Genomic DNA, 25,874 nt, shown 5'->3' with positions numbered 1-25,874 from the left:
GGGCTGACGGGGCCTGCTCGGGCGCCTGCTTTTCATGGGTCAGCGGGCTCGGGAAGATGGGGGCGTCGAGCGAGTTCGCAGTCCCACGCGCCATCCTTCATCCCGGAGAGTCGATGACCCGCTTCCTCCTGGGCGCCCCCGTCGCCCTGCTCGCCCTCGCGTCGTGTGCCGGCGCCTCGTCGCCCCACGCGAGTGCTCCCACGCCCAAGGCCCCTGCCGAGGTCGTGCGCGTGGTGGCGATGCCCGAGCCCGCGCGGCCCACGCGCAAGGAGATGGTGCGCCGCATCCTCCCGCACAACGTGCGGCTGCAGCTCGCCGAGGGCGAGAGCGTGCGGCGCACGGCGTCCGGCGTGGTGGTGGGCTCGGAGCGGGGCGAGGACGGCGTGGTGGCGTGGGTGGTGACCAACGCGCACGCGGTGGTGATGGAGGACCTGAAGGCCCCGGAGCTGCGCGTGCTGGTGGACCGGCGCGGGGACGTGGAGACGCACGTGGGGCAGGTGGTGGCGCGCGGCAAGGTGCCGGAGATGGACCTGGCGCTGCTTCGCGTGCCGGGGCTGGGGCTGCCCGCGGTGGAGCTGGCGGAGGAGGCCGAGCTGGAGCTCGGCGAGGACGTCGTCGTGGCGGCGTCTCCGTTCGGCCGCGCGCTGTCGTTGTCCGGCGGCATGTTGTCCCAGGTGGAGTGGGACCGGGAGTCGCGGCGGCCGAAGCTGGTGAAGACCGACGCGCCCATCGGCTACGGGGCGTCTGGCGGTGGCATCTTCAGCCTGGAGACGGGCCGGCTGCTCGCCATCGTGGAGGGCTACCGCACCGCGCAGGTGGGCTTCGAGGTGCAGCAGGAGAGCTTCAGCTTCGATGTGCCCATGCCCGGCGAGACGTTCGCCGCGCCGAGCACCAAGGTGCGCCAGTTCCTCAAGGCCCAGGGCTTTGGCCGGCTGCTCGAGCGCAGCCTGCCTGGTGAGGGAGGCGTCGCCCACGCCGCGGGTCGCTGACCCGCCTTTTTGTCGACAGGCGTCCCGTCCGCGCTACATCCGTCCCGCTCTTTTTCGCGTCACCAGGAGGCGAGCGCATGTCCGGACGGGTTTCGTGGGATCAGTACTTCATGGACATCGCGAAGCAGGTGGCCACCCGGGCCACGTGTGATCGCAAGCACGTGGGCGCCGTCATCGTCCGGGGCCGCACCATCCTGTCCACCGGCTACAACGGCTCCATCCGCGGGCTGCCCCACTGCGACGACGTGGGCCACATGATGGAGAACGGCCACTGCGTGGCCACGGTGCACGCGGAGGCCAATGCCATCATCCAGGCGGCCACCAACGGCGTGGGCATCGACGGGGCGACCATCTACACCACCGCCAGCCCCTGCTGGCCGTGCTTCAAGCTGATCGCCAACGCGGGGCTGGTGCGCATCGTCTTCGGCGAGTTCTACCGGGACCCGCGCATCTTCGAGGTCGCCACCCGGCTCAACCTGGAGCTGGTGGGCCTGGGCGAGGCCTCGCGCCCGCCCGCGTCGTCGACCTGAGCGGGGAGCACCCCCCCGGAAACACGCTGTCGGAAGCGCCACGGGAAACGTCGCCTGAAGAACACTCGGGAGCCTGCGCAAGTAGGCGTCGCTACACGGGAATTTGCCGGTTCCGGCAAGAATTACCGACCCAGGGTTGACGTTGTGGAACACGCTCCCTAACTCTTGGCCGCGGTGGGGTGGCGGCGGGGGAGGGAGACGAAAAACCCGAGGAGTTTCCGTTGGTTAGCTCGACGGCTGTGTCCAGCAGCATGGTGCGTGTCCAGGAGTCGACGGATCCGGTGGTGGGCGCTGCCCGCTACGGCGCCGTGCAGACGCTGATGGACAGCCTGCTGCACGACGTCCGCAACCCGCTCAACGCGATGGCCATCCATCTGGAGGTGCTGTCGGAGAAGCTGAAGGCGGAGACGGGGCAGGTGCCCCCGTCGCAGGAGAAGAACCTCAAGGCGCTGCGCGAGCAGATCCAGCGCGTGGACGGCATCCTGCGGCAGTTCTCCGACTTCATCGTGTCCAAGGGCGGCGCGGCGGGCGAGGTGGACCTGTCGGACGCGACGACGCGGGCGATGAGCGTGGTGGCGCACGAGGGCCGCAAGCGCCGCGCCACGATGCAGGTGGCCGTGGAGGCAGGGGTGCGGGTGCGCCTCTCGGACACCTCGGAGCTGGGTTTCTTCGTCATCCAGGCGCTGCTGCGGGGAGTCCGGCGGGCGGAAGGTGGGGGCTCGGTGCGCGTGACGGTGCGCGCGGACGGCCCGGTGGCGGTGCTGGAGGTCGAGGACACGGGAGGGGACGGCGCGCCGGAGCTGGCGGACGCCGTGGCCGCGCTGGGGCTGCGCTGTTCGCAGCTGGGTGTGGACCTCCATGTCCGCGGCGGCTCCTGCCGTCTCATCTTTCCTCGCGCTTGAGGGCTGTACCGAGCAGCGGGCTTCTCATTCAGAGTCATCCCCAATCCGCGTCACGACGCAGTACCGGAGGTCTTCATCTTGGGTAGCGCACGAATCCTGGCCGTGGACGACGAACGCGACACGTGCGAGGCGCTGGCAGAGATGCTCAGCTCCTGGGGGCACAAGGTCGAGACGGCCTTCGACGGGCACGATGCCCTGCGCAAGGCCGGCGAGTTCCGCCCGGACGTCGTCCTGTCGGACCTGGCGATGCCCGAGACGGATGGACTGTGGTTGCTGCGCAACCTCAAGGAGGAGCTGCCGGACTGCCCGGTGGTGTTCCTCACGGGGCGCGGCACCATCGACGCGGCGGTGGAGGCCATCCGCGAGGGCGCGTATGACTTCATCGTCAAGCCGCTCGACACCGCTCGCCTGAAGGTCTGCATCGACCGGGCGCTGGAGAAGAAGGAGACCCTGCGCGAGGTGCAGACGCTGCGCCGGCGGCTCAAGCAGCTGGGCTCCTCGGACCTCATCGCCCAGTCGGCGGGCATGCGCAAGGTCATCGAGCTGGTGGAGAAGGTGGCCCCGTCCAAGGCCAGCGTGTCCATCAGCGGCGAGTCCGGCACTGGCAAGGAGGTGGTGGCGCGCGCCGTCCACAACCTGTCCCTGCGCCGCGACAAGCCCTTCATCGCCATCAACTGCGCGTCGATTCCCGCCACGCTGATCGAGTCGGAGATCTTCGGCCACGAGCGCGGCGCCTTCACCGGCGCGGATCAGCGCCGTCCGGGCGTGTTCGAGCTGGCCCACGGCGGCACGCTGTTCCTGGACGAACTGGGGGAGATCCCCATCGACCTGCAGGCCAAGCTGCTGCGCGTCCTGGAGGAGGGGCGCCTGCGCCGGCTGGGTGGCAAGGTGGAGATCGAGGTGGACGTGCGCGTGCTGTGCGCCACGAACCGCGACCTGAAGCAGGAGATCAAGAACCAGCGCTTCCGCGAGGACCTCTACTTCCGCCTCAACGTGTTCCAGATCCACCTGCCGCCCCTGCGCGAGCGGCGCGAGGACGTGCCCATCCTGGTCCAGCACTTCGTGGACAAGTTCCGGGGGGACTCGGCCAAGCGCGTGTCCGGCGTGCACCCGGAGGCCATGGAGGTCCTGAAGAACTACGAGTGGCCGGGCAACATCCGCGAGCTGCGCAACGCGGTGGAGCGCGCGGTGATCCTCTGCGACGGGGAGCTCATCACCCGCGAGCACCTGCCGCCGGACATGGCTGGCAAGGGCCCGGAGCGGCATACCTTCCGGTTGCCATTCGGGTTGAGCCTGGACGCGGTGGAGCGTGAGTACATCCTCGGCAGCCTCCAGCGCAATGGCAACAACAAGGCGCGCACGGCGGAGGTGCTCGGGGTGAGCGAGAAGACGCTCTACAACAAGCTCAACCGCTACGCGGCGGAGGCTCGCACCCAGCAGTCCGGTCCTGGAGGGCCGCTGGGCGGGCAGGGGAGCGATGGTCCGCTGAGCGCCAGCAACCTGCTGGCGCGCTGACCTGACGGGTAGGAAATCCCCTCCGGATTCCGCGCTGTTGGAGCGGCTCGGAAGGGGTGCGACGGGGGCCTCGGCAGGAGGGGTCGGCAGGGGCCGACCCTCCGCGAAACCCCGCGTCAATTCTTGACTTTTGACCTCTGGACAAGGGATTCTGCGGTCGCCTCCCACCCACAGGGAGGGCCCGGCCGTACAGGTCGACGCTCCGGGCGACTCCGAAGCCTTCAACTCGGCAAATCAGGAGTGTGCATCAGGGTGCCGCCGGGGGGGCACAAGGAAGGCCACAACGCAATGAGCGACGCGCGAGTTCTTCACTTCTTCGGCGGCAAGGGCGGGGTCGGCAAGACCACGCTCGCGGCGGCGTACGCGTTGCGGTTGTCGGAGGAGGCCCCGAAGGAACGGGTGCTGCTCGTCTCGCTGGACCCCGTGCGCTCCCTGTCGGATCTGCTCAAGAAGAAGCTCGGCGCGAAGCCGACGAAGCTCGTCGCCGGCAAGGGCGAGGGCGGCGTCTGGGGCCTGGAGCTGGAGCCCGCCGCGCTGCTCAAGCCCTTCCTCGCGGAGTACCTGCCCGCGCTGAAGAAGGCCGCGGTCAAGGGTACGCACTTCACCGAGGAGGAGCTGGGCTCGTTGTACCAGCAGGCCATCCCCGGGCTGGAGGAGCTGGTGGCGCTCTTCCATGTCGTGTCGCTGATCGACGACAAGGATTTCGATCGGATCATCGTGGACGCCTCGCCCACGTCGCACACCCTGCGGCTGTTCGATCTGCCGGTGGGGCTGCGCAAGTTCCTGGGCCTGGTACGCGCCGGTGAGAAGCCGGCCGCGACGACGGGCAAGGGCAAGAAGGCGCAGGAGGCGCAGGCCGCGGAGCCGGGCTTCCTGGAGGTGCTGGGGCAGAAGGCGGAGAAGCTGCTGGCGCTCTTGAAGGACCCCGCGCGCACGGCCTTCCACCTGACGGCGCTGGCGGAGCCGGTCCCCGAGGCGCAGACGCGCATGCTCTTCACGCAGCTGCGCGAGCGCGGGCTGCCGGTGACGGAGATCGTCGTCAACCAGGTGGAGGACCGCGAGGGTTGCCCCGCGTGTCAGGGCCGCCGGGGACTGCAGGCGCCGCACGTGCGCAAGTTCCAGGCGCTGGACAAGACGGTGCCGGTCCACCTGCTGGGTCGGCGCGAGGTGGCGCCGCGAGGGCTGGACGGCGTGGGCCTGTTCGCCAAGGCGTGGGCGGGTGGCAAGGAGACGAAGGCGCTGGAGTTCGCCGCCGCGGAGGGCCCTCCGGCCCTGGTGCGCGCGCCGTCCATGCCGCCCATCGCCGCGCCGCCGCTGCCTCCCACGCGGCTCATCTTCTTCGTGGGCCAGGGCGGCGTGGGCAAGAGCTCCTGCGCGGCCGCGGCCGCCGTGACGCTGACGGAGAAGGAGGGGCCCGTGCTCCTCATCTCCACGGACCCCGCGCACTCGCTGTCGGACGTGCTGCAGAGCCGGCTGACGGACACCGAGACGCAGGTGAAGGGCACCAAGGGCCTGTACGCGCGCGAGCTGGACATGGCGGGCTGGTTCAATGCCCTGCGCAAGCGGCTCAAGGAGAAGGCGGAGAAGGCCTTCGAGGGCGCGCCCAAGGCGGGCAGCGAGGTCCCGGCGGATCTGCTGTACCTGCGAAATCTCCTGGAGTGCGCGCCCCCGGGCATCGACGAGCTGGCGGCGATGAGCGTGCTGACGGACGCGCTGGTGCAGGAGCGGTTCAAGCGCATCGTGGTGGACTCGTCGCCGGTGGTGAACTCGGTGCGGGTGGTGGAGCTGGCGCAGACGGCCAAGACCTGGCTGGGCGCGCTGCACACCGTGCTCACCAAGCACCGCGCCAAGGGCCTGGGCGAGCTGGCGGACGACATCGCCGGGATGATCAAGCACGCCAAGCGCTTCGAGGAGGCCCTGGCGTCTCCGACGGAGGCGCGCTTCGTGGTGGTGACGCGCGGCGAGGACCTGGCCGCGGCGCGCACCGAGCGCGTGGTGGAGTACCTGAAGGAGAAGAAGCTCCCGGTGGAGCGCATCCTCGTCAACCGCGTGGGCCCCAAGTCCACGTGTGAGAAGTGCGAGAACCGCCGCAAGCTGGAGCTCAACGCGGCGAAGGCCATCGAGAAGAAGCTGGGCCTGCCCGTCACCATGGCCCCGGCGCTCGGTCGTCACCCGGCCGGCCTGCGCGAGCTGAAGGCGTTCCGCACGGCGTGGTACGCGCTGTCGCCGCCGGCCGCGAAGATCAAGGCCGCCTGAGGTCTTACTGGGGCGGCTCTGGCCGCCTCAGGCGTCACACTCGGACGGCGCGTCGGTGAAGGTTCCCCACTGGGGGAACGTCAGCGCGCCGGTCTCGGTCAGCGTGCCCGTCACGAGCGCCTCTCCGCGCAGCCTCAACTCCACCTGGCGCCCCTTCACCGAGTACGTGCCGGAGCGCTCCGAGCGGTGGGGCTTTCCCTCCGCGTCCACGTCGCGATTCCAGAGCGTCACGCGTCCCTGGGGGCGGAAGCGCAGGCCCCGGGTGGTGCCGTGGACACCCACGCCCGGGCCGTACCAGCTCACGTTGCGCAGGAGGAAGGGGACGTCGGCCTCCTTCTCCGGGACGCGGCCCTGCAGGCGCTGCCAGCCGAGGGTGTCCCGGATGCCGTCGAAGTCCGCGTCCTGGCGGGCGCGCGTCAGCCGGCGGGCGTCCCGCTTCACGGCCTGGGTGAGGTGCTCGACGATGACGTCCCGGTGGGCGCCGTACTCGCAGATCTGGCCCTGCTTGCGGAGCACGCCCAGGGTGGCGGCGGTGTTGTAGCGGGGCAGGGCGTAGTCCGGGGCCGCTCGGACGGCGGCCTGGAACTTCTCCAGGGCCTCTGGATAGCGGCCGGCCTGGTACAGGCGGAAGCCCTCGGTGTTGAGGGCCCTTGCGGGGGCCGGGACGGGGGCGGCGCTCAGCGCGAGGACGAGCAGCGGCAGGGCATGAAGCATGGCGTCCGGAGGGGCGTGGGGTGTCCGGCACCGTGACACGGTGCGGTGCGTAAGTGCTTGCGCGTTGAAAGGTGCCATACCCTGGTGCTAGTTCCGCGCCATGGCAACCGGCATCAGTTACGCGCTCGACTTCGAGCGCCCGCTCATCGAGCTGGAGAAGAAGATCGATGAGCTCAAGGCGTTGTCCACGGGTGGATCCGCGGACTTCACCTCGGAGATTTCGAAGCTCGAGAAGAAGGCGAAGAAGCTCCAGACGGAGATCTTCAGCGACCTGACGCGGTGGCAGGTGGTGCAGATGTCCCGCCACCCCGCGCGGCCCTACTTCCTGGATTACGTCCGCTTCCTCTTCACGGACTTCGTGGAGCTGTGCGGAGACCGGCACTTCGGCGAGGACCCGTCCATCGTCGGCGGTTTCGCGCGCTTCGACGGCAAGCCGGTGATGGTGATGGGGCACCAGAAGGGCCGCAACACCAAGGAGAACATGGCGCGCAACTTCGGCATGCCGCGCCCGGAGGGCTACCGCAAGGCGCGCCGGCTGATGGAGCTGGCGGAGCGCTTCGAGAAGCCCATCCTCACCTTCGTGGACACGCCGGGCGCGTACCCGGGCATCGGCGCGGAGGAGCGCGGACAGGCCGAGGCCATCGCCGTCAACCTGGAGGTGATGAGCCGGCTGCGCGTGCCCATCATCTCCACGGTGGTGGGTGAGGGCGGCTCGGGTGGTGCGCTGGCGGTCGGCGTGGGCAACCGCGTGCTGATGCTCCAGAACAGCGTCTACTCGGTCATCTCGCCGGAGGGCTGCGCCTCCATCCTCTTCCGCGACGCCAGCAAGGCGGACAAGGCGGCGGACGCGATGAAGCTGACGGCGAGCGACCTGCTCCAGATGAAGATCGTCGACGAGGTCGTGCAGGAGCCCGCGGGTGGCGCCCACCGCGATCCGGCGAAGATGGCGGAGGCCTTGGGCAAGACGCTGCGCAAGCACCTGACCCAGCTGGCCGAGCTGACGCCCGACGGCCTGGTCAAGGACCGCTACGCGAAGTTCCGCGCGCTCGGTGTGTTCTCCGGGCGCTGAGCCAGCCACCGCTCATTCGAGCCACCACTTCCAGGGCCCCGTCTCCCATGCGACCTCTCGTTCCTTCCTACGTCGAGACGCTCAAGCCGTACGTCCCGGGCAAGCCCATCGAGGAGACCGAGCGCGAGTTCGGGCTCTCGGGCGTCATCAAGCTGGCCTCCAACGAGAACCCGCTGGGGCCCTCTCCGCGGGCGCTCGAGGCGATGCGGCACGCGTCGTCCCAGGTGCACCTGTATCCGGATGCCACGTCCTTCCACCTGGTGCACCGGCTGGCCGCGTCCCTGGGCGTGCAGCCTCAGGAAGTGGTGCTGGGCAGCGGCTCCAACGAGCTCATCGAGCTGCTCATCCGCACCTTCACCACGCCGGAGGATGAGATCCTCCTGTGCAAGAACTCGTTCGCCGCGTACCGCATCTCCGCGCAGGCCCACGGGCGGCCCTTCGTGGAGGTGCCGATGCGCGAGGGCTACCAGTACGATCTGGAGGCCATGGCGCGCGCGGTGACGCCGCGCACGCGGCTCATCTTCCTGGCCAACCCGGACAATCCCACGGGCACGGCGTTCGGCCGCGAGGCGCTGGAGAAGTTCCTGGCGGCGGTGCCGTCCGAGGTGCTGGTGGCCTACGACGAGGCCTACTTCGAGTTCGTCGACTGGCCCGAGTACGTCAGCGGGGTGGAGCTGTTCCGGCGCCACCCGAACCTGGTCGCGCTGCGCACGTTCAGCAAGATCCACGGGCTCGCCGGCATCCGGCTGGGCTACGGGGTGATGGACGCGAAGCTGGCGACGTACGTGCAGCGCACGCGCATGCCCTTCAACCTCACGGTGGTGGCGCAGGCGGCGGGGCTCGCGGCGCTCGAGGACACCGAGCACGTGAAGCGCACGCGCGAGAACAACCGGGAAGGGTTGCGCTACTTCGAGGCGGAGCTGCCCAGGCTGGGCATCACGCTCACGAAGAGCCACGCCAACTTCGTGTTCGCGGACTTCCGCCGCTCGTCCACGGAGCTGTATGAGCTGCTGTTGCGCAAGGGCGTCATCGTCCGGCCGTTCGCGGGCGGCGGCTTCCCCACGTGCCTGCGCATCTCCGTGGGCACCGCGTCGGAGAACGAGCGCTGTGTGCGCGCGCTGAAGGAGGTGCTCGCGTGACGGGTGCTCGCTGCTTCATCGTCGCCATCGACGGTCCCGCGGGCGCGGGCAAGTCCACGGTGTCCAAGCTGCTGGCGCGCAGGCTCGGCTTCAGCCTGGTGGACACGGGCGCCATCTATCGCTGCGTGGCGCTGCTCGCGCGGCGTGAGCGCATCGCCTACGACGATGATGCCCGCCTGGGCGAGCTGCTCGGCCGCGTGCACATCCACTTCCAGGTGGTGGGCGAGGAGAACCGCGTGTTCCTCGGCGACGAGGACGTGTCCGGGGAGATCCGCTCGCCGGAGATCTCCATGGCCGCCTCGCAGGTGTCGGGCCGTCCGGTGGTGCGCGCGGGGCTCTTGCAGCTCCAGCGGCGGCTCGCGCTCGAGTCGAGCAAGGGCTCAATCCTGGAGGGGCGCGACATCGGCACGGTGGTGTTCCCGGACGCGGACGCCAAGTTCTTCCTGGAGGCCAGCCCCGAGGTGCGCGCGCGTCGTCGCTTCGAGGAGCTGTTCCAGAAGGGCGTGGAGAGCAGCCTGGGCGACGTGCTCGCGGACCAGACCAAGCGCGACAAGGACGACTCCGCGCGCGCGGTGGCTCCGCTGAAGGCCGCGGACGACGCCGTCCGCGTGGACTCCAGCAGTCTTCCGCTGTCGGAGGTCGTCCACGACATGGAGGCGGAGATCCTCCGCCGCATGGCCGCGCGAGGGTAGGGGACGGGCCCGGAGCGACGGGCCCGCCGCCGCTCGACTTCTAGAAGGTGACGCCCTCCTTCGAGGGGGCGGGCACCACGAGCGACAGCCGGGGCTGCTGGGTTCCCTGGGCGCCGTAGAAGCCGTGGTACAGGAACAGGTCCGCCACCACCTGCTTCACGTAGCCGCGCGTCTCGCGGAACGGGATGGACTCCACGAAGAGGTCCAACGGCAGGTCCCCGCGCTCCTGGGCCCACTTCGCCGCGGCGGTGGGGCCCGCGTTGTAGGCGGCGGCCGCGAGCACCGGATGCGCGAAGCGCTCCATCAGCCGTGACAGGTACCAGGCCCCGTAGCGGATGTTGCGCTCGGGCGAGAAGAGGTCCGCGGGCGCGGGAGCGGGCTCGGCGAGCTTCTGCGCGATCTCCGTCGCCGTCTTCGGGATGATCTGCATCAGCCCGCGCGCGTCCGCCGCGCTCATCACCTCGGGCTTGAACGCGCTCTCGCGGCGCATGATGGCCCAGACGAGGAACGGGTCGACCTTGTGCGTGGTCGCCGCCTGCTCCACGGCGCTGGAGAACGCGCGGGGGTAGAACGCCGCCAGCGCGTCCGGCTCGCGCGAGCCGAAGGCCCGGCCCCACAGGTGTCGCGCCGCCACGGTGTGCGCGTGGCCGAACTCGCCCAGGCTCAAGAGCGCGTGCGCGAACGGCAGCGCCTGGTCCGCCGAGCGCAGCCTCGCCACGTGGGTCTCCACCTCGTCCGCCGCGTCCCGGAAGAGCCCCGCGCGCGTCAGCTCCACCGCGAGCGCCAGCTCGGGAGGCCGTGGCAGCTCCAGCGCCAGGGGCGGCTTGGGGAAGCGCGCCGGAGCCGGCCGTCCCAACTCCTGGAGCCGCTCCGAGGCGAGCAGCGCGTAGAACGACGCCGGAGACGAGGCGATGAGCCGCTCGTACTCCGGCCCCACCACGTCCGCCGTGGCGCCGCCCAGTTCCTGGCTGCGCGTCATCCAGTAGCGGGCCTGGGGCGCGAGGCTTCCTCGGGGATAGGCCGTCACCAGCGCGTCCAGCGCCTCGCGCGCCTTGGCGTAGTCCGCGAGCCGCAGATACGCGAGCGCGCGGAACCACATGCCCTCGTCCCGTCGGCGCGAGCGCGTGTAGCGGTCCGCGTGTGAGGTGAAGGACTTCGCGGCCTCCTCGAAGCGGCCCGACTGCAGATCCAACCAGCCCGCGAAGAAGGCGCCTTCCTCACCCGCCGACTGCGCCGCGTACTTCCTGGCCAGACCCGCCATCAGCTCCCGGGCCTTGTCGTTGTCATCCGCCTTCAGGGCCCGCCGCGCGACGACCAGCTCCGCCTCCGCGGCCGTCTCCGGCGAGCCCTTGCGCGCGAGCGCCAGCGCCTTGTGCGCCTCCTCGTCCCGCTTCTGCGCGAACAGGCCCTTAGCCCTCAGGAGCGACACCTTCGCCGACTGTTCCTTGCCGAGCTTCTCACCCGCGAGCGCGTCCAGCTCCGCCAGCGCGCGCTGCGAGGCACCACCGGCCAGGAAGCCCTCCGCCCGTCGCGTGCGCTCGGCGAAACCCAGGCGCACCGCGGGGCGACGCTCGGAGAGCGCCTTCAACGCGTCATCGGCATACGGGTGTGTGGGAAAGCGCAGCGCGACCTCCAGCAGGTCCGCCTGCTGGCCCGCGCGGTTGCCCGACTCGCCCCGCGCCTGCGCCCGCTGGAACAGTAGCTCCGGCGTGGGCGTGGCCTTCACCGCCGACTCGAGCACCCCTGCCGCCTGCTTCGCCTTGCCCGCCTTGAGCAGGGATTCCCCCAGCCGGGCCCGAGCGCGGGTCACCAGGTCCAGCGGCGCCCCCGGGAACTCCAGCACGCGCGCGAAGTCGAGCGCGGCGCCCGGTGCGTCCCCGGCGTAGAAGCGGGCCTGGCCCAGGTAGAAGGCGCGGTAGGGCTCCAGCAGGGCGGGGGCGGGGTTGGCCGCCAGCATGTCCCGGGCCTCGGCCGCGCGTCCCTCGGAGAGGGCCAGCGTGCCCGCCAGGAGCCCCAGCCGTCCCGCGTCCGCGCAGCGCTTCGCCGCGCACTCGGTCCACTCCCGCTCGGCCAGGGAGGTCGCGTCCGCCTGGTGAAGCCGTACGGCCTCCAGGGTTGTCGGGGATTGTCCGAGGGAAACCCCCAGTGCACACCCCGCGACCATCCCCATCCAGCTCATGTGGTTCTTCCTTTCACGACGCGGCTTTGCGACCCACCAACGAGATGCATCCGTCAGGCATTCCCCTCTCACACGAGGGGGGTGGTTTGACAGCCGGCCCGACAAGTCCTAAATCCGCGCGCCATCGGGCCGGTCCGAACTGTTCTTCATCCGCAGCATTCGCTGAAAGCGTTCAGGCGATTACGTGCTCTTGGGTCCGCCGAGTGGACCCATTGCGTCACCCGGGGTGCATCACTACGTTGCGCGGCCGTTGCGCGCTACCCCGGTCCGTCGAAGCCTGGCGGGACCTGTCGTCCGGTAACACTGCTCGTTCACAGCGCTCGGGGGGGAAACAGCACAGAGGGAGGGCTCCATGAAGCCGTGTCCAGCCGATCTGCCGCAAACCATCAATCCCGAGGCCGGGCCGAAGCGTGCCGGCGTCGAGACGCATCGCAATCTGAATTGCCATCAGTACGACAACTGCCTGGATGAGGCGGTGCGTCGTGGGTGGCAGTCCTTCACATGCATGAAGTGCCCGATGTACCAGCACGTCGCGCCCCCGCAGATGGGGCTCGAGGCGTACGCCACCCAGCGTCGCCCCGTCTGATGCCGCGCCGGAGTCGCTTCACCGTGTGAGGGGATGCCCCGTTATGGAGAGGGGCGCCCCACACGGAGGTTCCGCCCGTCGTCACTGCACGGCGGCGTAGATGACGGCGACCCAGTATTGCTTCGCGCCGAAGCGCTTCGAATCCCCGCGCACCACCCCGACGCCCACCCGGTTGTTGGTGGCCTCGGCGACGCTGCGGGACTCGGGGAGCGAGGCCGGGTCCGACACCACGAAGAAGTCCACCGACGCCGTGCCCGCGTCGGGCAGCACCTGGAACACACGCTCGTGCAGCGGGGCCTCGCCCGGCTGCGCCGCGGGTTGGTCCATCTCCAGCGCGTGCCGGGCGTGCGCCTGCGCGAGCGACTCCAGCACCTCGCTGCGCGCCATGGGCGGCAGCTTCTTCGCCGTGCGGTGGCGGGCCAGCGCGTCGTAGGCATCCTGCCTGGGATTCTCCGGGTCCGCGGACGCGGGAGACGCGGCGGTGAAGACCTCGGTGACGATGGCCTCGTTGCGTCCGCCGACCTTCTGGAAGGTGACGCCCACGCCCATGAACCGGAAGCCCGGGTCCAGCAGGTTGCGGCGGTGGCCGGGGCTGTGCTCGATGCCGAAGTGCGCCGCGAGCGGCCCGGCCGCCTGGCCCAGGTTCTCACCCGCCCGTACGTAGCGCGTCCCCGGCGGAAGTCGACGGGTGAGGGTGCTGCCATCCGGGGCCACGTGCGCGAAGAAGCCCTCGGTGGACATGCGCTGGCTGTACGCCTGGGCCACGCGCTCGAGCAGCGGGTCCGGCGTCAGCTCCACCAGGCCATGCGCGCGGCGCAGGGCGTTGATGCGCTCATGGAGCGCCACGCGCGCGGCCTCCACGGTGGTGGGCTCCACGTTGCTCTCGCGCAGCCCGCGCCGGCGCACCTCGCCAATCTGCGTGAGGAACAGCGAGGTGACCTCCGGCCCCGCTTCGCCTCGCGCCACCACCTCCACCGTGTAGGTGCCGGGGGTGAGGAAGTCCAGGCGCGAGCAGAAGTCGGAGCCCTGGGTGCCTCGCCGCGTGAGCGGGACGGTGATGACCTCACCATCGGGACGGGTGACGTAGATCTCCGGCTGGCTCAGCGAGGGGCCCAGCCGTCCGCAGAGCGTCTGGACCGCGCGCTCACCGGGCATGACGCGCGGGAAGGGGCGCAGCTCCGCCTTGCGGTCCGACAGCAGCGTCACCAGCGCGGCGCGCTTGTCGACGAACGCGACGCCCACGCCGAAGTGGGTGGCCCGCTCCGTGTTCAGGTCCGGCCGGGCGCGCAGGGACTCGAGCGCGTGCTGGTGGGCCCAGGCGCGGATGACGAGCGCCCGGGGCGCGGGGTCCGCGGCGCCCGCGTCGCTGATGGCCTCGGTGAGCGTGAAGAGGTCCGGCGCGCCGGTGAAGGCCCCGCTGAGCGCCTCTCGCGCCAGCCGTCGGGCCGCTTCGACGAGCGAGGCGTCCTCGGCGGGGGCGCGGCGGCCCACGCGCTCGAACTCGCGCACCACGTGCTGCGCGGCTTGCTGCTCCATGGCCTCGGTGGGTGTCAGCGGCACCTTCGGCTTGGGCGGGGGCGCGGGGGCCTGCTGTTGTGCAGGCGGCGCGGCCGGCGCACGCGGCGCGGGCGCGGCGGTGAGCAACAGGGAGAGGGCGAGCGCGGCGATCATCGCCCCTCCCAACGGAAGGCGAGCGCCTTCACCGTGTCCGCGCCCAGCCGCTCGTTCAAGCGGACGCAGAGCGACGCGGCCTCGGGCTCCAGCGTGCGCGCCCACTCGGGGCTCGTCACCGACACGAGCAGGGTGCCACCCTCGAGGGCACGTGGGGTCGCATGGCGGGCAATGTGCGCACCCACCACCGAGGCCCACACCGGCGCCAGGGGATGTCCGCGCCCGGACTCACCGGCGAGGCGACCCAGGACTCGGGGGAGAAGGCTCTCAAGTGACTTCGGCTCGCCGCGGGCCATCGCGCGCGATGATGATTCGTGAGACCCTGAAAGCCAACCTTCCATTGCGTGGTGGAAGGGCGAGCGGGCGGCCGGGTCCGACGAAGTCCAGTGGAGGCAGCTCGAGCCTCCACGACGTCGCGCGTCGGTCGTCGTCCCTGTAAGGTCGAGGGTGTTCCGCCCCCCGGGAGCCGCATCGCATGAGTCGCTCGCTTCGTCCCTACCTGCTGTCGGCCCTCGTGTGGGTGCTGGGGATGCTGGCGGGCTGTGGTGACGCGTTCGACTCGACCCCTGGCATCCCCGCGGAGCCCAAGCCCAAGCCGACGGCGTGCGCGGTGGACCAGGACTGCCCGGACCCCGCGCTCTTCTTCTGCAACACCGCGCAGTCCCGCTGTGAGCCCGCGTGTCGCACGCGCGCGGACTGTGGCTCGGCCCGGCGTCAGGAGTACGCGCTGCCCATGTGCGACGCCCCGATGGGGTGCGAGTGCGACATGAACCGGTGCGTGGCGGCGCTGTGCGCGGCGGACGCGGACTGCGAGGTGGACGAGGTCTGTCGCGATGGCGCCTGCGTGGCACCGCCAGCGCCCGTGCTCGCGGCCTCGTGTCAGGTGACGCCGGACGTCGTCATCGGGCGGCCAGGCACCTCCGTCGTCTTCAACGTGTGGGTGCGTGACGCCGCGGGCAGGCCCGTGGTCCCTCTTGAGGGAATCGCGTGGGAGGCGCGCGCGCCGAGGGTGAAGGGGGGCGGCTCCGGGCCCCGGGTCGCGCTCGTGCTGGGTGAACCCGGGGTGGATCGCGAGGCCGTCACCGTCCGCGTCGGCTCGGCGGTCTGCTCCGCGAATGTCACCGTGCTGAGCCCCGAGGTCCCCGACGGCGGGCTCCGCGTGCTGGTGGTGGATGAGCTGACGGGACGCTCCCTGCCGCTCACCACCATCGCCATCTCCAACGAGAAGGGCGAGGTGCTCGATACGGCGCTGACGGGGCTGGACGGCACCGCCTGGGTGCCCGCGTCGGGGACGGTGGGCGTGACGGCCTTCCACCCGGACTTCGGCTACCTCACCCTGGCCCGCCATGAGGTCGAGCAGGGGCGCGACCTGCGACTCGCGCTGCGGCGCAACCCGCTGGACCTCTCGGGTGGACTCCAGGTCGACTTCGTCGAGCCGCGCGTCGTCACGCCGCCTCCGTTGACGACGCGGGCGCGGCTGCGGCTGGGATTGACGGGCCTGTCGGTGCCGGGACTCTTCTCCGAGGTCTCGACGGAGACGTTGCTGGGGTTCGAGCGCGAGGTGGAGGTGGACGTGGGCGGCACGCGCCGGCTGTCGCTGCCGTCGGGCACGGCGTTGTGGGTGGAAGGAGAGGTCGCGCCGCGGGTGTCCGCGCCGGGCGTGGCGGGGGTGTGTGACGTGTCGCTGTCGGGCGTGTTGGAGCCGGAGCTGTCCATCGCGATGGGCGCGTGCGGCACGCGCTCGGCGTGGGCCGTGACGGGAGGCCTGCCGGTGGCGGAGCTGCCCCTCAACGCGTTCGACCTGGGCATGGATCCACTGCTGATGCTGGGTCGGCTGCTGGTGCTGTCGCCCGACTTCCACTCGTCGGTGGTGCGCGACGCGTCCTTCCGCCTGGTCCCCACGCCGGGCCTCGTCGAGGGGGCGCCCCGACCGGAGGCGGTGACGTATCCGGAGGGGGTGTCGCTCGACTTCGAGGGCGTGCGGCTGGCGTTCCCGTTCGCCGTGCGCGTCCCGGCGCTGCCTCGCTACCGGGGTGCGTATCTGGACCGGGCCTATGTGCTGAGCACCGTGGCCGCGCCGGGTCGGGGGCTCGTGCCGCTGGGCCTGGGCGCCGCCGCCAATGTCGCGCCGGCGGATCCGAACACGGACGCGGACTCGCGTCTGGGACAGCCCGGCGTGATGTTCGTGCGCATGGCCCCCGCGCACCACGGGCTGGAGGGGCAGCCCTACCGCCTGCTCATGGGCGCCTCGTCCCGGGCGGCGCGGGATGATGCCTCGGCCGGCGTGGCGACGAGCCTGGTGGTGGCGGACCTGGCGGGGCCGCTGTTCGACCCGTCGGGGGAGCACCCGGTGCAGACCTGGTCGGGCTTCCTGCCCATCCCCGAGGACGTCCGCTACAACTTCGATGGCGCGGCGGAGGCCCGGGGGCTGGGGCCGCGTGAGCTGCGCGGCGAGGTGGACGGGCCCGCGACGTTGATCCGCGTCGTCTTCACCAACCGCCTCGGGCGCAGGTGGACGGTGCTCGTCTCTCCCGATGACCTGGAGGACGGGGTCCGGGTTCCCCGGGCGCCCATGGGCATCGAGGACCGGACCTTCTTCGGGGACCACCAGGGCTCGCGCTCGCTCTTGCGCACGGAGGTGTTGCAGGTGACGGGGCGGGACTCGCGGGATGAGCTGGGGCCCTCGCGACTGGCCGCGGCCGATGGGCCCGGGCTCGACCATGTGGGGGACCTGACCCAGGCCGCGTCGTCCCTGGACGTGGGACGTCCCGAGGTGGCCTGGCTCTATCCGGAGCTGGAGGGACAGCGGCTCACCCGGGGGAGCGCCGTGCGGGTGCGGGTCACCGGTTTCCGCCTGGGGACCAGCGCGGAGGCGGACGGCCGCGTGCGCATCGTGGTAAGGGGCGGCGCCAAGGGGTGCGAGGAGGTCCTCGTGAGTGACACGGCCTCATCTCCCACCTCGGGCGAGGTGGAGCTCCGGCTGCCGGCGAGCTGCTCCGGCCTGGGGGTGTCACTCATCGCGTCACTGGAGGACCCCGAAGGTCGCCTGCTCCGGCCCGCGGTCTCGGCCCTGCGAGGCGTGGATATTCCCTAGGTCAGGCGCGGATTCCCTACCCGGAGTCGCGTGCTCTGACTCGCTTTCTTGTTTTGCAGGGTGGTAGCGTCCCGAGGGTCGTTTGCTGGAGGAGTGGTGCAGAACGAGACGGTCGTCACGGTCATCTCCAAGATTTCCGACCGGCCGGTCAACCTCGACGCGGCGCTGGTCGTGATCTACGGATTGGACCTGGGTCGGAAGCACGATTTGACGCGCGAGGAGACCCTGATTGGTCGCTCGTCGAAGTCGGACATCCAGATCGACCAGGAGTCGGTGAGTCGCAACCACGCGGCCATCTCCAATACCCGGGAGGGCGTGCGGATCCGCGACGCGGGCTCCACCAACGGCACGTTCATCAACGACGAGCTGGTGGAGGGGGTTCGCGAGCTGCGCAACGGCGACCTGGTGAAGATCGGCCGCACCATCTTCAAGTACATCGCCGGCGGCAACATCGAGGCGGCGTACCACGATGAGATCTACCGGCTGACCACGATGGACGGCCTGACGCAGATCTACAACCGGCGCTATTTCGACGAGCAGCTGGACCGGGAGCTGTCCCGCAGCCGCCGGTACGAGCGCGGGCTGTCGCTGGTGTTGATCGACATCGACCACTTCAAGAAGGTGAACGACAAGTTCGGCCACCTCGCGGGGGACTCGGTGCTCAAGCAGCTGGCGTCCACGGTGCGCACGCGCATCCGCCGTGAGGACGTCTTCGCCCGCTACGGCGGTGAGGAGTTCGCCGTCCTGTTGCCCGAGGTCGCGCTGACGGGGGCGCGTCAGCTCGCGGAGAAGGTGCGCCGGCTGGTGGAGAAGCAGCGCTTCGAGTTCGACCGTCAGGCCATCCCCGTCACCATCTCCCTGGGCGTGGCGGTGCTGGAGCCTCGCCACCGCGAGCCCGGAGACCTGGTGCGCGCGGCGGACGAGAAGCTCTTCGAGGCGAAGACGACGGGCCGCAACCGCGTCGTCGGTTGAGGGCTCCGCGCGGAGGATTCGCGCGAACCGGTGGGGTCCCCCGCTTCAGCCCGCGAAGACGGAGCGCCGCTCGCGCAGCAGGGAGTGCAGCATTCCCTGGATGGCCTCTCGGGTGCGCTCGGTGAGTCGTCCCACCTCGCCCAGGTCGTCCGCGGCCTCGGGGGGCAGCCCGTCCATGGCGATGGGCTCGCCGAAGCGGATGCTCCACTTGGCGGGCAGGGGCAGCGGGCCCGGCATCAGCGGCAGGTAGGGCAGGCCGAGGAAGCTCGCGGGAATGCGGCCGAGCATGGGGGAGGTCTCCTCCGCGCCGACGATGGCCACCGGGACGATGGGCGCGCCCGTGCGCAGCGCGAGCTTCACGAAGCCGCCGCGCCCGAAGCGCTTGAGGCGATAGCGCTCACCAAAGGGCTTGCTGAGCCCCTGGTAGCCCTCGGGGAAGACGACGAGGGGGCGCTGCTCGTCGAGCAGCCGCAGCGCGTTCTCCGGGCACGCGCGCACCGCGCCCAGGCGGTTGAAGAGCGTGCCCAGCATGGGCGCGTGGAAGACCTGGTCCTCCACGAGCCAGCGTGACTCGCGCAGGTCCGGCCGCTCACGACCGAGCGTGAGCGACATCACGAGGCCGTCGTAGGGCAGGGCACCCGAGTGGTTCGCCACCAGGATGACGGCGCCGCCGGGGATGTGGTCCGTCCCCTGCGCGGAGACCCGCCAGTACTGGCCGTAGAGGAACTCGAGCACCGGCTCCAGCCGTTCGACGAGGGACGGGTCCTTGCCGTACTCGTCCAGGTGCGCGCCGCCGCCCGTTCCCAGGCCCGCGCGCACCGCGTCCAGCATGCCGTTCATCGCACCCCACGCGCGTCCCAGTCCCTCGCTGGCCAGCGCCTGTCCGGCGATCTCCCGGGCCAGGGCGAACATGCCGCTGGCGCGCTGGGCGAGGGGACGGGGGGCCCCGGCGTCGTGAGGGGGCTCGGAGGACGCGCCGTGAAAGGCGTCGTCTCGCGAGGGGGGCACCAGGGACAGCGGGCCTCGGCGGCCCGGGGGGAACTCGTCGCGCGTCGTGTCTGGCATTTCCACCTCGGGCGCCTGGAAGGTGCTGTCCACCACGGGCCTGGAGATGGTCCGCTCCCAGCCGTCCTCGACCTCCTCGGGGGTCTCGTCGAGGTCCTCGAGCTCCAGCACGGCGCCGGCCATGGCCAGGTCCTCGCGCAGCTCCAGCGTGGAGACCTCTTCGTCCTCGGCCAGCTCGTCGAGGAAGCCCACCGTGGCGCGCTCCTCGAAGGAGTCGGTGAAGGGCGGCTCGGCGGAGCGGTGGACCATCACCTCGGCGACGGCGAGCTCGGCGGCGCTCTCGGCGACCTGCGCGGCGACGGTGGCGGCGAGCTCGCGCTCGTGCTCCGGCTTGCGTGTGACGGGGCTGTGGTCGAGGACCTCCTCCACGGCGGCCTCCGCCAGTCCGGTGGCCATCTCCGTGGCGAGCAGCCGGTCCGTGGCCTCCTCGCGGCCGGCGCGTCGGTCCATGGCTTCGTCCACGGCGTGCTTCGCGGTGACCTCGGCCACCTCGGCGGCCAGGGCCTCCGCGAGCGCGTGGTCCACGTTGCGCTGCTGGGGTGTCCGCTCCGCGGCGCGGTCCTCGAGCACCGCGGGGGGCCGAGACGGCGGTGCTGCTCGCGGAGTCACCGGCGCCGCGGGCTCGCGCAGCGGCTCCACTTCATTCTCCGTCGCGGCGGGCGGGCTGCTGGCGGACGCGCCGGTACCACGCGAGGAGTGGCTGGCGGCGACCGGAGACTGAGCACGGGCCGCGTGAGATGGGTCGAGCGGAGGCGTCGATGTTCCGCGGGAGTCGCCCGCCGCGGTGGAGGCTTCTCCACGGGGCCTGCTCGCACCCGGGGTGGCGCCCGCGTGGAGCGCGCTCTCGCCCGTATCGGAGCCGCCCTTGTTGGTTTCAGAGGGCGTGCCACGCGCTGGGGTGGTGAGAGGCCGCTTCAGGCCATCCCTCTCTTCGGCGGAGCCTCCTGAACGCGAGCCCTGCGCGGCGGTGGACGGCGGCTTCACCCCAGCCGGGGCGCCGCGTGCGGCCTTGTTGTTTCGCGACGTCGAGGCAGGCCTCGTGTTGGCGGGGCGCTTCTCTCCATTCGACTCACCTTTCGCGCCCTTGTTGTTCCGAGCGGTCGAGTCATGTCGGTGGTCGGCGTCGCGCGCGGAAGAAGGCGCGGACCTCTTCGCCTCCTTCGGCTGGGAGCGCCCGTTCTGCTCCGAGCCCCGGGCCTCGGGGCCCCGGGACTTCGTCTTCCTGGAGGCGGGCTTTCCACGAGCGGGCTGCTTCTTCGCATTGGCCCCGTTCTTCGAGTGGGCCTTCTGCGTCGCCGTGCCCTCGCGCTCGGAGGGCGAGCGGTCCCGCGGAGGGGTGCCGGGTTTCGTGCGCTCGCCCTCGCGGGAGGCGGCTCCGCGCTGGAAAGGATCGTTCCCGAGGACACCCTTGGCCATCTCTAGCTCCTCTTGAGCGCCGCCGCGGCGTCCCTGACGTGGTGGAAGGGGATGAAGCCGAGGGCAGTCTCCGCGCGCTCGCCGTCGGCCACCCACGAGTAATGGATGTAGTCGAGAAGGGCTACGGGCAACGTGTCCGCGCCAACCACATCCAGCGCGTGGAGTGCGCCACGGAACAATGGGCCGGGAAGGGGGAGCGGCCGGGCACCCGCCTGGCGGATGAGGCCGGACAGCGGGAGTACGCCTTGGCCAACGATGTTGAACTCCCCGGACGCCTCCGCCCGCAGCGCCAGGTGCAGCGCCCGTCCCGCGTCCTCCTCGTGCAGCCCCTGCCACAGCGGGTCGAACCCCAGCAGGGTGGGAACCACGGAGGTGCGCGTCAGCAGCCGCGTGACGGGGCTCTCGAACGCGGCCCCCAGCACCGGCGCGAAGCGCAGCACGAGCACCTTCATCCCGGGGTGCCGCTCACGGAACGCGCGGACCTGTCCCTCCACCTCCACCTTGTCGGTGACGAAGCGGCTGTGCGGACAGCCCTGCAGCGGCGAGTCCTCGCGCAGGAGCGCCGGGTTGTTCCCCCGCGCTCCATAGACGGCCGTCATCGACGGCACCACCAGCCGGGGAATGCGCGCGCGCCCCGCCGCGGTCAGCACGTTCATCGTGCCGATGACCTCCAGCTCGTGCGCCAGCGAGCCGTTGCGGATGGGGCCGAACAGGAACGCCAGGTGGTAGAGCGCGTCCACGGGGCGCTCGGCCAGCGCGTCGGTGAGCTCGCTCTCGGCGTCGTGCCGCGTGAGGTCCACCCGGTGGAACTCCACCTTGGCGCCCTCGGGACGGTTCACGTCCAACACGACGATGCTCTCCACCTCCGGATCGCGCTCGAGCCGGGGCAGCAACAGCTTCCCGTACTCGCCGCTGGCTCCCGTCACCGCGACACGCAGCCGTCCCTTGCCTGGTCGTGACTCGTCCATACGCGAGGTCTCCTGTTAGCCCAGCCGCTCTCGAATGTCAGCCTGCACGGCTCTGTCTTGCTGGACAACGTCGTCCGGGTGGCGGAGGGTGGACGATTGCCATGGCACGCATCGCCCGTCTCAGTGACGTCCTCATCAACAAGATCGCCGCCGGCGAGGTGGTGGAGCGGCCCGCGTCCGTCGTGAAGGAGCTGGTGGAGAACTCGCTCGATGCCGGGGCGAGCACCGTGCGCGTGGACCTGTCGGGTGGGGGCGTGGACCGCATCATCGTGTCCGACGATGGACACGGCATGGGCCGCCAGGACGCCACGCTCTGTCTGGACCGCCACGCCACCAGCAAGCTGCGCGAGCTGGACGACCTGTTCCACATCGACTCCATGGGGTTTCGCGGTGAGGCGGTGCCCGCCATCGCCTCCGTGTCCCGCTTCAGCCTGCACACCGCGGAGGTCGGCGCGGACGTGGGCACGCGGGTGACGCTGGAGGGTGGGGTGGACGTGGTGGTGGAGGACGCCCCGCCGCGCACCGGCACGATCATCACCGTGGAGGACCTGTTCTTCAACGTGCCCGCGCGCCGCAAGTTCCTGCGCCGGGGCGACACCGAGCTCAAGCACGCCGAGGAGGCCGTCGTCCGGCTGGCCCTGGCCAACCCGGACGTGGGCTTCTTCGCCACCCACGAGGGCAACGAGCTGTTCTCCAGCGCGGCCTGTCCGGAGGACCCGCGCGAGCGCATCGCGGCGGCCCTGGGGCCCGCCTGTCACCCGCACCTTTTCCCCGTCGAGGAGCGGCGGCTGGGCGTCAGCGTCACCGGCTACGCGGCCTCGCCCGAGTTCACCTTCCCCAACGCGCGCGGCCTCTACACCTTCGTCAACCGCCGCTTCGTGAGGGACCGCGGCCTCATCGGCACCATCCAGCGCGCGTACCAGGACTTCCTCGCCGCCGGACGCCAGCCGGTGGTGGTGCTGAACATCGACGTGGACCCCGTCGCCGTGGACGTCAACGTCCACCCGCAGAAGCTGGAGGTCCGCTTCTCCGATGCCCGCGGCGTGTATGAGGCCATCAGCGCCGCGCTCAACCGCATGCTGCGCGCGGCCCCCTGGCTGGGCACTGGCGCCGACGCCCAGGCCGCCATGGGCAACACGCCGCGAGACGCCGCGCACTACGCGCACGCCGTGGAGCGCTTCCTCACCCGCGCGCAGGAGGCGTCGTGGGGCGGCCCGCTGCCCACCACGCTGGACGCCGCCTCGCCCGGTCCAGGCCCCTCGCCCCTGTCCGGCGCGCCCAGCCCCATGGCCGGGATTCCCGCGCCGCTGCCCTTCGCCCACACCGGCATGCGCCCGCCCGCGTTCGGCGAGGCCCAGCCCCAGCTCAACGAGGCCCCGCCGCCGGGCTACTTCGCCGCGCTCAGGCCCATGGGCATGCTGGGCGGCCGCTTCCACATCTGCGAGGGACCGGGCGGCACGCTGGTGGTCCTGGACCCGCACGCGGCGCTGGAGCGGGCCCGGTTGACGACGTACCTGCGCGCGCTCGAGGACGAGAAGGGCCCTCCGGCGCCGTCGCTGTTCGGCACCACGCTGGAGTTCCCCGTCGCGGTGGCCAAGGCGCTCGTCGAGGGCCGCGAGGCGCTCGGCCGGCTGGGCGTCGACGTGGAGCCCTTCGGTGGCACCACCGTGGCGCTCAAGACGGTGCCGCCGGGGCTCGAGGGCGCCGATGCGCGCTCGCTGCTGGAGGCCCTGGCGCGCGCGCTGCCGCCTCGCGGCGCCACGCTGGACGCCGTCACGCTGGCGGAGGCGGTGCGGGTGCTGGCCTGTCACGCCGCGCGCAAGGCGAACACCGTGCCGCTCACGGACGCGCAGCTGCGCGCGCTGCTGGGCGAGCTGGACCGGGCCGACTTCCATCCCCCGTGCAGCCACGGCACGGTGGTGGTGCTGGAGATGCCGCTGTTGGAGCTGGAGCGCCGCGCCCGTTGACCTGGCTGGAAAGTTGACCCGTGGGAGGTCACTGCTACGGTGGGCCACACGCCTGTAGCACCGGGCGTTCTCCGGCACGGACGTCCAGGACGAGCACCCCTCACGGCAACGCACACGGGAGTGGCCACATGCGCGGTGTCATCACCCTGCGAGACGTGGTGTCCAACCTGGGCGTGGTGCTCCGCGAGTTCGGGGCCTTGTGTGTCGTCCGCTGCGTGGTCGCGTCGCTGTGTCGTCAGCGGACGACCTTCCTGGAAATCGCCGTGCGCTGCTCCAAGCGCACCTGACCTTCGCCTCCGAGTCCGATGCTCCGTCGCCTCCTGCCGCCCCTCGTCCTGCTCCTCGCCACTCCCGCCGTCGCCCAGGACGAGGAGGAGCCCATTCCCACGTCACTGGAGGGGGTGGGGCGCATCACCGTGCAGGGGGGCTGGCGCGTAACCTCCAACGAGACGCTCTACAAGAGCTGGTACGGGGCCGAGGCGAACACGGGCCTGTCGCGGGCGCGCGAGACGGGCGGCGGTCCGCTCGGCGTGGCGACCTTCGCCTACTCCATCTCCGACCTGGTGGAGGTGGGCATCGACCTCTTCTTCACCGGCTCCAAGCTGTACCTCAACAGTCCCGGCCTGGAGGGCGCCGCGCCCGTCGAGCGCAGCCTGGAGACGATGGGCTACGGCGCGCTGGTGGGCGTGCGCTTCCAGACGGTGCTCCCGGAGGTCGGCCCGTATGGCCTGGTGCCCTTCGCGGGGCTCGCCACGGGGCCGGCCATCGCCAGCTCCAAGCTGTCCGGAGAGAAGCTGGAGGACAAGACCACCCAGGCCTGGGCGGGCTCGCTGGGGGCCACCTGGCGGCTGTCCCCCCGCTGGGGTCTTTCCGCCGAGTACCGGTTCATGTTCCTTCGTGGGCCCGTGGGCCCGGCGCTGAACGACCAGGACAAGCGCATCGCCTCGTTCAGCCTCGGAGGCAGCTGGATGTCCCTGGGCGTGACGTACACTTTTCCGCCCGAGCCATCCCGCTCGTTGACGGGCGGCCTGTAGCCCGAGCAGGCATGCGCCGAGCAGGTTGAACGCTTCCGGAAATGCGGTGGAGCGATTGCGGTGTTCCGCTGCGGAAATTGTCGCCGTATGACCGGGAGAACTCCTTACGATGCGTGAGTCGGCCGAGATCGTTACCGGGCCCAGGAAGATGTCCATGCCAGAGCAGGCGAAGACCGAGATTGATAAGGAACTGGCGGACCTCCGCCGCGAAGTCGTCGAGGCCCGCAACCTCGTCATCAAGAGTGACAACCTGCTGAAGAACCTCCACGCGGAGGTCAAGGCGGTAGGCAAGCGTCACGAGGACTTCCAGAAGCGTCAGTGGGTTTCTTCCGCGGCGGCGTATGTGCTGTTCGCCGTCATCGCGGTGGGCGCGGCGGTGATGATCACCAGCGCCCGCTCCTCCAGTGCCACGAACGAGCGCGAGCGGCTGGAGAAGATGGTGGCGGACCTGACGGGCCAGCTGGAGAAGCAGCGCGCGGACACGTCCGCGCACCAGACGGCCCAGCGGGGCGCCGCGGAGGTCTACAAGATGATGACCTCGCTGCCCGGCGACGAGCGGCTCAAGGGCATCGACGCGCTGATGAAGCTGGACACCTCCCGGCTCAGCTCGCTGGAGCGTCAGGCGCTGAACGACCGGGCCTCGTCCCTGCGTCGTGAGACGGGCGACGTCGCCTTCGAGCGCGGGAAGATCGCCTTCCGCAAGAACGAGATGGACCAGGTCGTCGCGGAGATGGAGCGCTTCCTGGCCATGAACCCCCCGAACGAGCAGGCGCTGGACGCGTCCTTCTTCCTGGGCACGGCCTACAACCAGCTGCGCAAGCACGACAAGGCCGTGCCGCTGCTGGCGCGCTTCGTCGAGGGCGACCGCACCTCCAAGACGCGCGACTACGCCATGCTGCTGCTGGCCCAGTCGTACCAAGAGGTCGGGCAGATGGAGAAGGCGCTGGAGACGGCGCGTGACGCCGCGGGCAGCTACCTCAACAGCCAGTACCAGCAGCAGTTCCGCAGCCGCATCGCCATGGTGAAGCGCGCCATGAGCGGCAACACGGAGGCCGCGGGGCCCGCCCCGGCGGCCCCCGCCGCGGCGCCCGCCCAGCAGGTGGCGAGCCCCGCCGG

20 protein-coding genes and 1 pseudogene are annotated in these 25,874 nt (G+C 71.0%); 15 read left to right on the top strand and 6 right to left on the bottom strand.

Features of this window, described 5'->3' with window-relative positions:
- The first annotated feature begins 113 nt into the window (after window positions 1–113).
- From FL311_RS05670 to FL311_RS05650, 5 genes are all read left to right on the top strand, one after another.
- Window positions 114–989: a serine protease gene (locus FL311_RS05670; RefSeq protein ID WP_141323914.1), complete on the top strand. Its 876-nt coding sequence runs from the start codon at window positions 114–116 to the stop codon at window positions 987–989.
- Window positions 990–1,066: 77 nt separating this feature from the next.
- Window positions 1,067–1,519, top strand: a complete 453-nt coding sequence (locus tag FL311_RS05665) for a cytidine/deoxycytidylate deaminase family protein (RefSeq protein ID WP_046713582.1) — start codon at window positions 1,067–1,069, stop codon at window positions 1,517–1,519.
- A gap of 251 nt (window positions 1,520–1,770) precedes the next feature.
- Window positions 1,771–2,421 (top strand): HAMP domain-containing sensor histidine kinase, encoded by a 651-nt coding sequence (locus FL311_RS05660; RefSeq protein ID WP_083560397.1) that lies wholly within the window; start codon window positions 1,771–1,773, stop codon window positions 2,419–2,421.
- A gap of 78 nt (window positions 2,422–2,499) precedes the next feature.
- Window positions 2,500–3,936: a sigma-54 dependent transcriptional regulator gene (locus FL311_RS05655; RefSeq protein WP_141323913.1), complete on the top strand. Its 1,437-nt coding sequence runs from the start codon at window positions 2,500–2,502 to the stop codon at window positions 3,934–3,936.
- Between the two features lie 288 nt (window positions 3,937–4,224).
- Window positions 4,225–6,192, top strand: a complete 1,968-nt coding sequence (locus FL311_RS05650) for an ArsA family ATPase (RefSeq protein WP_141323912.1) — start codon at window positions 4,225–4,227, stop codon at window positions 6,190–6,192.
- A 27-nt stretch (window positions 6,193–6,219) separates the two neighbouring features.
- On the opposite strand, the pseudogene FL311_RS05645 reads toward FL311_RS05650, so the two are convergent.
- A pseudogene (locus FL311_RS05645) lies at window positions 6,220–7,013 on the bottom strand (hypothetical protein).
- On the opposite strand from FL311_RS05645, the gene FL311_RS05640 reads away from it, so the two are divergent.
- Genes FL311_RS05640 through cmk form a run of 3 tightly spaced genes read left to right on the top strand, consistent with a single transcriptional unit; the run spans window position 7,007 to window position 9,806 of the window.
- Window positions 7,007–7,975, top strand: a complete 969-nt coding sequence (locus FL311_RS05640; protein WP_141323911.1) for an acetyl-CoA carboxylase carboxyltransferase subunit alpha — start codon at window positions 7,007–7,009, stop codon at window positions 7,973–7,975. The pseudogene FL311_RS05645 and the gene FL311_RS05640 sit on opposite strands and share 7 nt — an antisense overlap.
- A 47-nt stretch (window positions 7,976–8,022) precedes the next feature.
- Window positions 8,023–9,114 (top strand): histidinol-phosphate transaminase, encoded by a 1,092-nt coding sequence (gene hisC, locus FL311_RS05635; protein WP_141323910.1) that lies wholly within the window; start codon window positions 8,023–8,025, stop codon window positions 9,112–9,114.
- On the top strand, window positions 9,111–9,806 hold the full coding sequence (cmk, locus tag FL311_RS05630; RefSeq protein ID WP_141323909.1) for a (d)CMP kinase: 696 nt from the start codon (window positions 9,111–9,113) through the stop codon (window positions 9,804–9,806). Before hisC ends, cmk begins: the two co-directional genes overlap by 4 nt.
- A 40-nt stretch (window positions 9,807–9,846) precedes the next feature.
- Here cmk and FL311_RS05625 read toward each other — a convergent pair whose 3' ends face one another.
- Window positions 9,847–11,985, bottom strand: a complete 2,139-nt coding sequence (locus FL311_RS05625) for a transglycosylase SLT domain-containing protein (protein ID WP_141323908.1) — start codon at window positions 11,983–11,985, stop codon at window positions 9,847–9,849.
- Window positions 11,986–12,337: 352 nt separating this feature from the next.
- Between FL311_RS05625 and FL311_RS05620 the strand changes: the two genes are divergently transcribed.
- Window positions 12,338–12,571, top strand: a complete 234-nt coding sequence (locus FL311_RS05620) for a hypothetical protein (RefSeq protein WP_046713590.1) — start codon at window positions 12,338–12,340, stop codon at window positions 12,569–12,571.
- An 81-nt stretch (window positions 12,572–12,652) separates the two neighbouring features.
- Here the strand turns inward: FL311_RS05620 and FL311_RS05615 are convergent, their stop codons facing one another.
- Window positions 12,653–14,242 carry a CAP domain-containing protein gene (locus FL311_RS05615; RefSeq protein ID WP_141323907.1) on the bottom strand — a complete coding sequence of 530 codons (1,590 nt, stop codon included), beginning with the start codon at window positions 14,240–14,242 and terminating at the stop codon, window positions 12,653–12,655.
- Complete coding sequence (locus tag FL311_RS05610; protein WP_046713591.1) at window positions 14,239–14,538, bottom strand: DciA family protein; 300 nt, start codon at window positions 14,536–14,538, stop codon at window positions 14,239–14,241. Before FL311_RS05610 ends, FL311_RS05615 begins: the two co-directional genes overlap by 4 nt.
- 179 nt (window positions 14,539–14,717) lie before the next feature.
- On the opposite strand from FL311_RS05610, the gene FL311_RS05605 reads away from it, so the two are divergent.
- The gene (locus FL311_RS05605) at window positions 14,718–17,336 is read left to right on the top strand and encodes a carboxypeptidase regulatory-like domain-containing protein (protein WP_141323906.1); all 2,619 of its coding nucleotides are present in this window, start codon (window positions 14,718–14,720) and stop codon (window positions 17,334–17,336) included.
- A gap of 96 nt (window positions 17,337–17,432) precedes the next feature.
- A complete protein-coding gene (locus FL311_RS05600) occupies window positions 17,433–18,308 on the top strand; it encodes a GGDEF domain-containing protein (protein ID WP_046717966.1) in 876 nt (291 codons plus the stop codon).
- Window positions 18,309–18,353: 45 nt separating this feature from the next.
- Here the strand turns inward: FL311_RS05600 and FL311_RS05595 are convergent, their stop codons facing one another.
- Window positions 18,354–20,012 carry a lysophospholipid acyltransferase family protein gene (locus tag FL311_RS05595; RefSeq protein ID WP_228556685.1) on the bottom strand — a complete coding sequence of 553 codons (1,659 nt, stop codon included), beginning with the start codon at window positions 20,010–20,012 and terminating at the stop codon, window positions 18,354–18,356.
- 779 nt (window positions 20,013–20,791) lie between these two features.
- Complete coding sequence (locus FL311_RS05590; protein WP_141323904.1) at window positions 20,792–21,757, bottom strand: SDR family oxidoreductase; 966 nt, start codon at window positions 21,755–21,757, stop codon at window positions 20,792–20,794.
- A gap of 101 nt (window positions 21,758–21,858) precedes the next feature.
- Here FL311_RS05590 and mutL point away from each other — a divergent pair, with 101 nt between their 5' ends.
- From mutL to FL311_RS05575, 4 genes are all read left to right on the top strand, one after another.
- Window positions 21,859–23,724 (top strand): DNA mismatch repair endonuclease MutL, encoded by a 1,866-nt coding sequence (gene mutL / locus FL311_RS05585; RefSeq protein WP_141323903.1) that lies wholly within the window; start codon window positions 21,859–21,861, stop codon window positions 23,722–23,724.
- A 128-nt stretch (window positions 23,725–23,852) separates the two neighbouring features.
- On the top strand, window positions 23,853–24,011 hold the full coding sequence (locus FL311_RS43960; RefSeq protein ID WP_170300476.1) for a hypothetical protein: 159 nt from the start codon (window positions 23,853–23,855) through the stop codon (window positions 24,009–24,011).
- Between the two features lie 18 nt (window positions 24,012–24,029).
- Window positions 24,030–24,758 carry an outer membrane protein gene (locus FL311_RS05580; RefSeq protein WP_141323902.1) on the top strand — a complete coding sequence of 243 codons (729 nt, stop codon included), beginning with the start codon at window positions 24,030–24,032 and terminating at the stop codon, window positions 24,756–24,758.
- A gap of 109 nt (window positions 24,759–24,867) precedes the next feature.
- The coding region (locus FL311_RS05575) for a tol-pal system YbgF family protein (RefSeq protein WP_141323901.1) at window positions 24,868–25,874 on the top strand (1,007 nt) is incomplete at its 3' end.

The sequence above is a fragment of the Myxococcus sp. AB025B genome (assembly GCF_006518215.1).
Classification (GTDB): domain Bacteria; phylum Myxococcota; class Myxococcia; order Myxococcales; family Myxococcaceae; genus Myxococcus; species Myxococcus fulvus.
Note: the sequence above shows the minus strand (reverse complement) of the source record. Positions and strands in the feature narration are given on the sequence as shown.

Excerpts from the sequence above, each read along its gene's own strand:
- FL311_RS05670 (WP_141323914.1), top strand. The coding sequence starts at position 114 with ATGACCCGCTTCCTCCTGGGCGCCCCCGTCGCCCTGCTCGCCCTCGCG.
- FL311_RS05665 (WP_046713582.1), top strand. The coding sequence starts at position 1,067 with ATGTCCGGACGGGTTTCGTGGGATCAGTACTTCATGGACATCGCGAAG.
- FL311_RS05660 (WP_083560397.1), top strand. The coding sequence starts at position 1,771 with ATGGTGCGTGTCCAGGAGTCGACGGATCCGGTGGTGGGCGCTGCCCGC.
- FL311_RS05650 (WP_141323912.1), top strand. The coding sequence starts at position 4,225 with ATGAGCGACGCGCGAGTTCTTCACTTCTTCGGCGGCAAGGGCGGGGTC.
- FL311_RS05640 (WP_141323911.1), top strand. The coding sequence starts at position 7,007 with ATGGCAACCGGCATCAGTTACGCGCTCGACTTCGAGCGCCCGCTCATC.
- hisC (WP_141323910.1), top strand. The coding sequence starts at position 8,023 with ATGCGACCTCTCGTTCCTTCCTACGTCGAGACGCTCAAGCCGTACGTC.
- FL311_RS05625 (WP_141323908.1), bottom strand. The coding sequence starts at position 11,985 with ATGAGCTGGATGGGGATGGTCGCGGGGTGTGCACTGGGGGTTTCCCTC.
- FL311_RS05620 (WP_046713590.1), top strand. The coding sequence starts at position 12,338 with ATGAAGCCGTGTCCAGCCGATCTGCCGCAAACCATCAATCCCGAGGCC.
- FL311_RS05615 (WP_141323907.1), bottom strand. The coding sequence starts at position 14,242 with ATGATCGCCGCGCTCGCCCTCTCCCTGTTGCTCACCGCCGCGCCCGCG.
- FL311_RS05610 (WP_046713591.1), bottom strand. The coding sequence starts at position 14,538 with ATGGCCCGCGGCGAGCCGAAGTCACTTGAGAGCCTTCTCCCCCGAGTC.
- FL311_RS05605 (WP_141323906.1), top strand. The coding sequence starts at position 14,718 with ATGAGTCGCTCGCTTCGTCCCTACCTGCTGTCGGCCCTCGTGTGGGTG.
- FL311_RS05590 (WP_141323904.1), bottom strand. The coding sequence starts at position 21,757 with ATGGACGAGTCACGACCAGGCAAGGGACGGCTGCGTGTCGCGGTGACG.
- mutL (WP_141323903.1), top strand. The coding sequence starts at position 21,859 with ATGGCACGCATCGCCCGTCTCAGTGACGTCCTCATCAACAAGATCGCC.
- FL311_RS43960 (WP_170300476.1), top strand. The coding sequence starts at position 23,853 with ATGCGCGGTGTCATCACCCTGCGAGACGTGGTGTCCAACCTGGGCGTG.
- FL311_RS05580 (WP_141323902.1), top strand. The coding sequence starts at position 24,030 with ATGCTCCGTCGCCTCCTGCCGCCCCTCGTCCTGCTCCTCGCCACTCCC.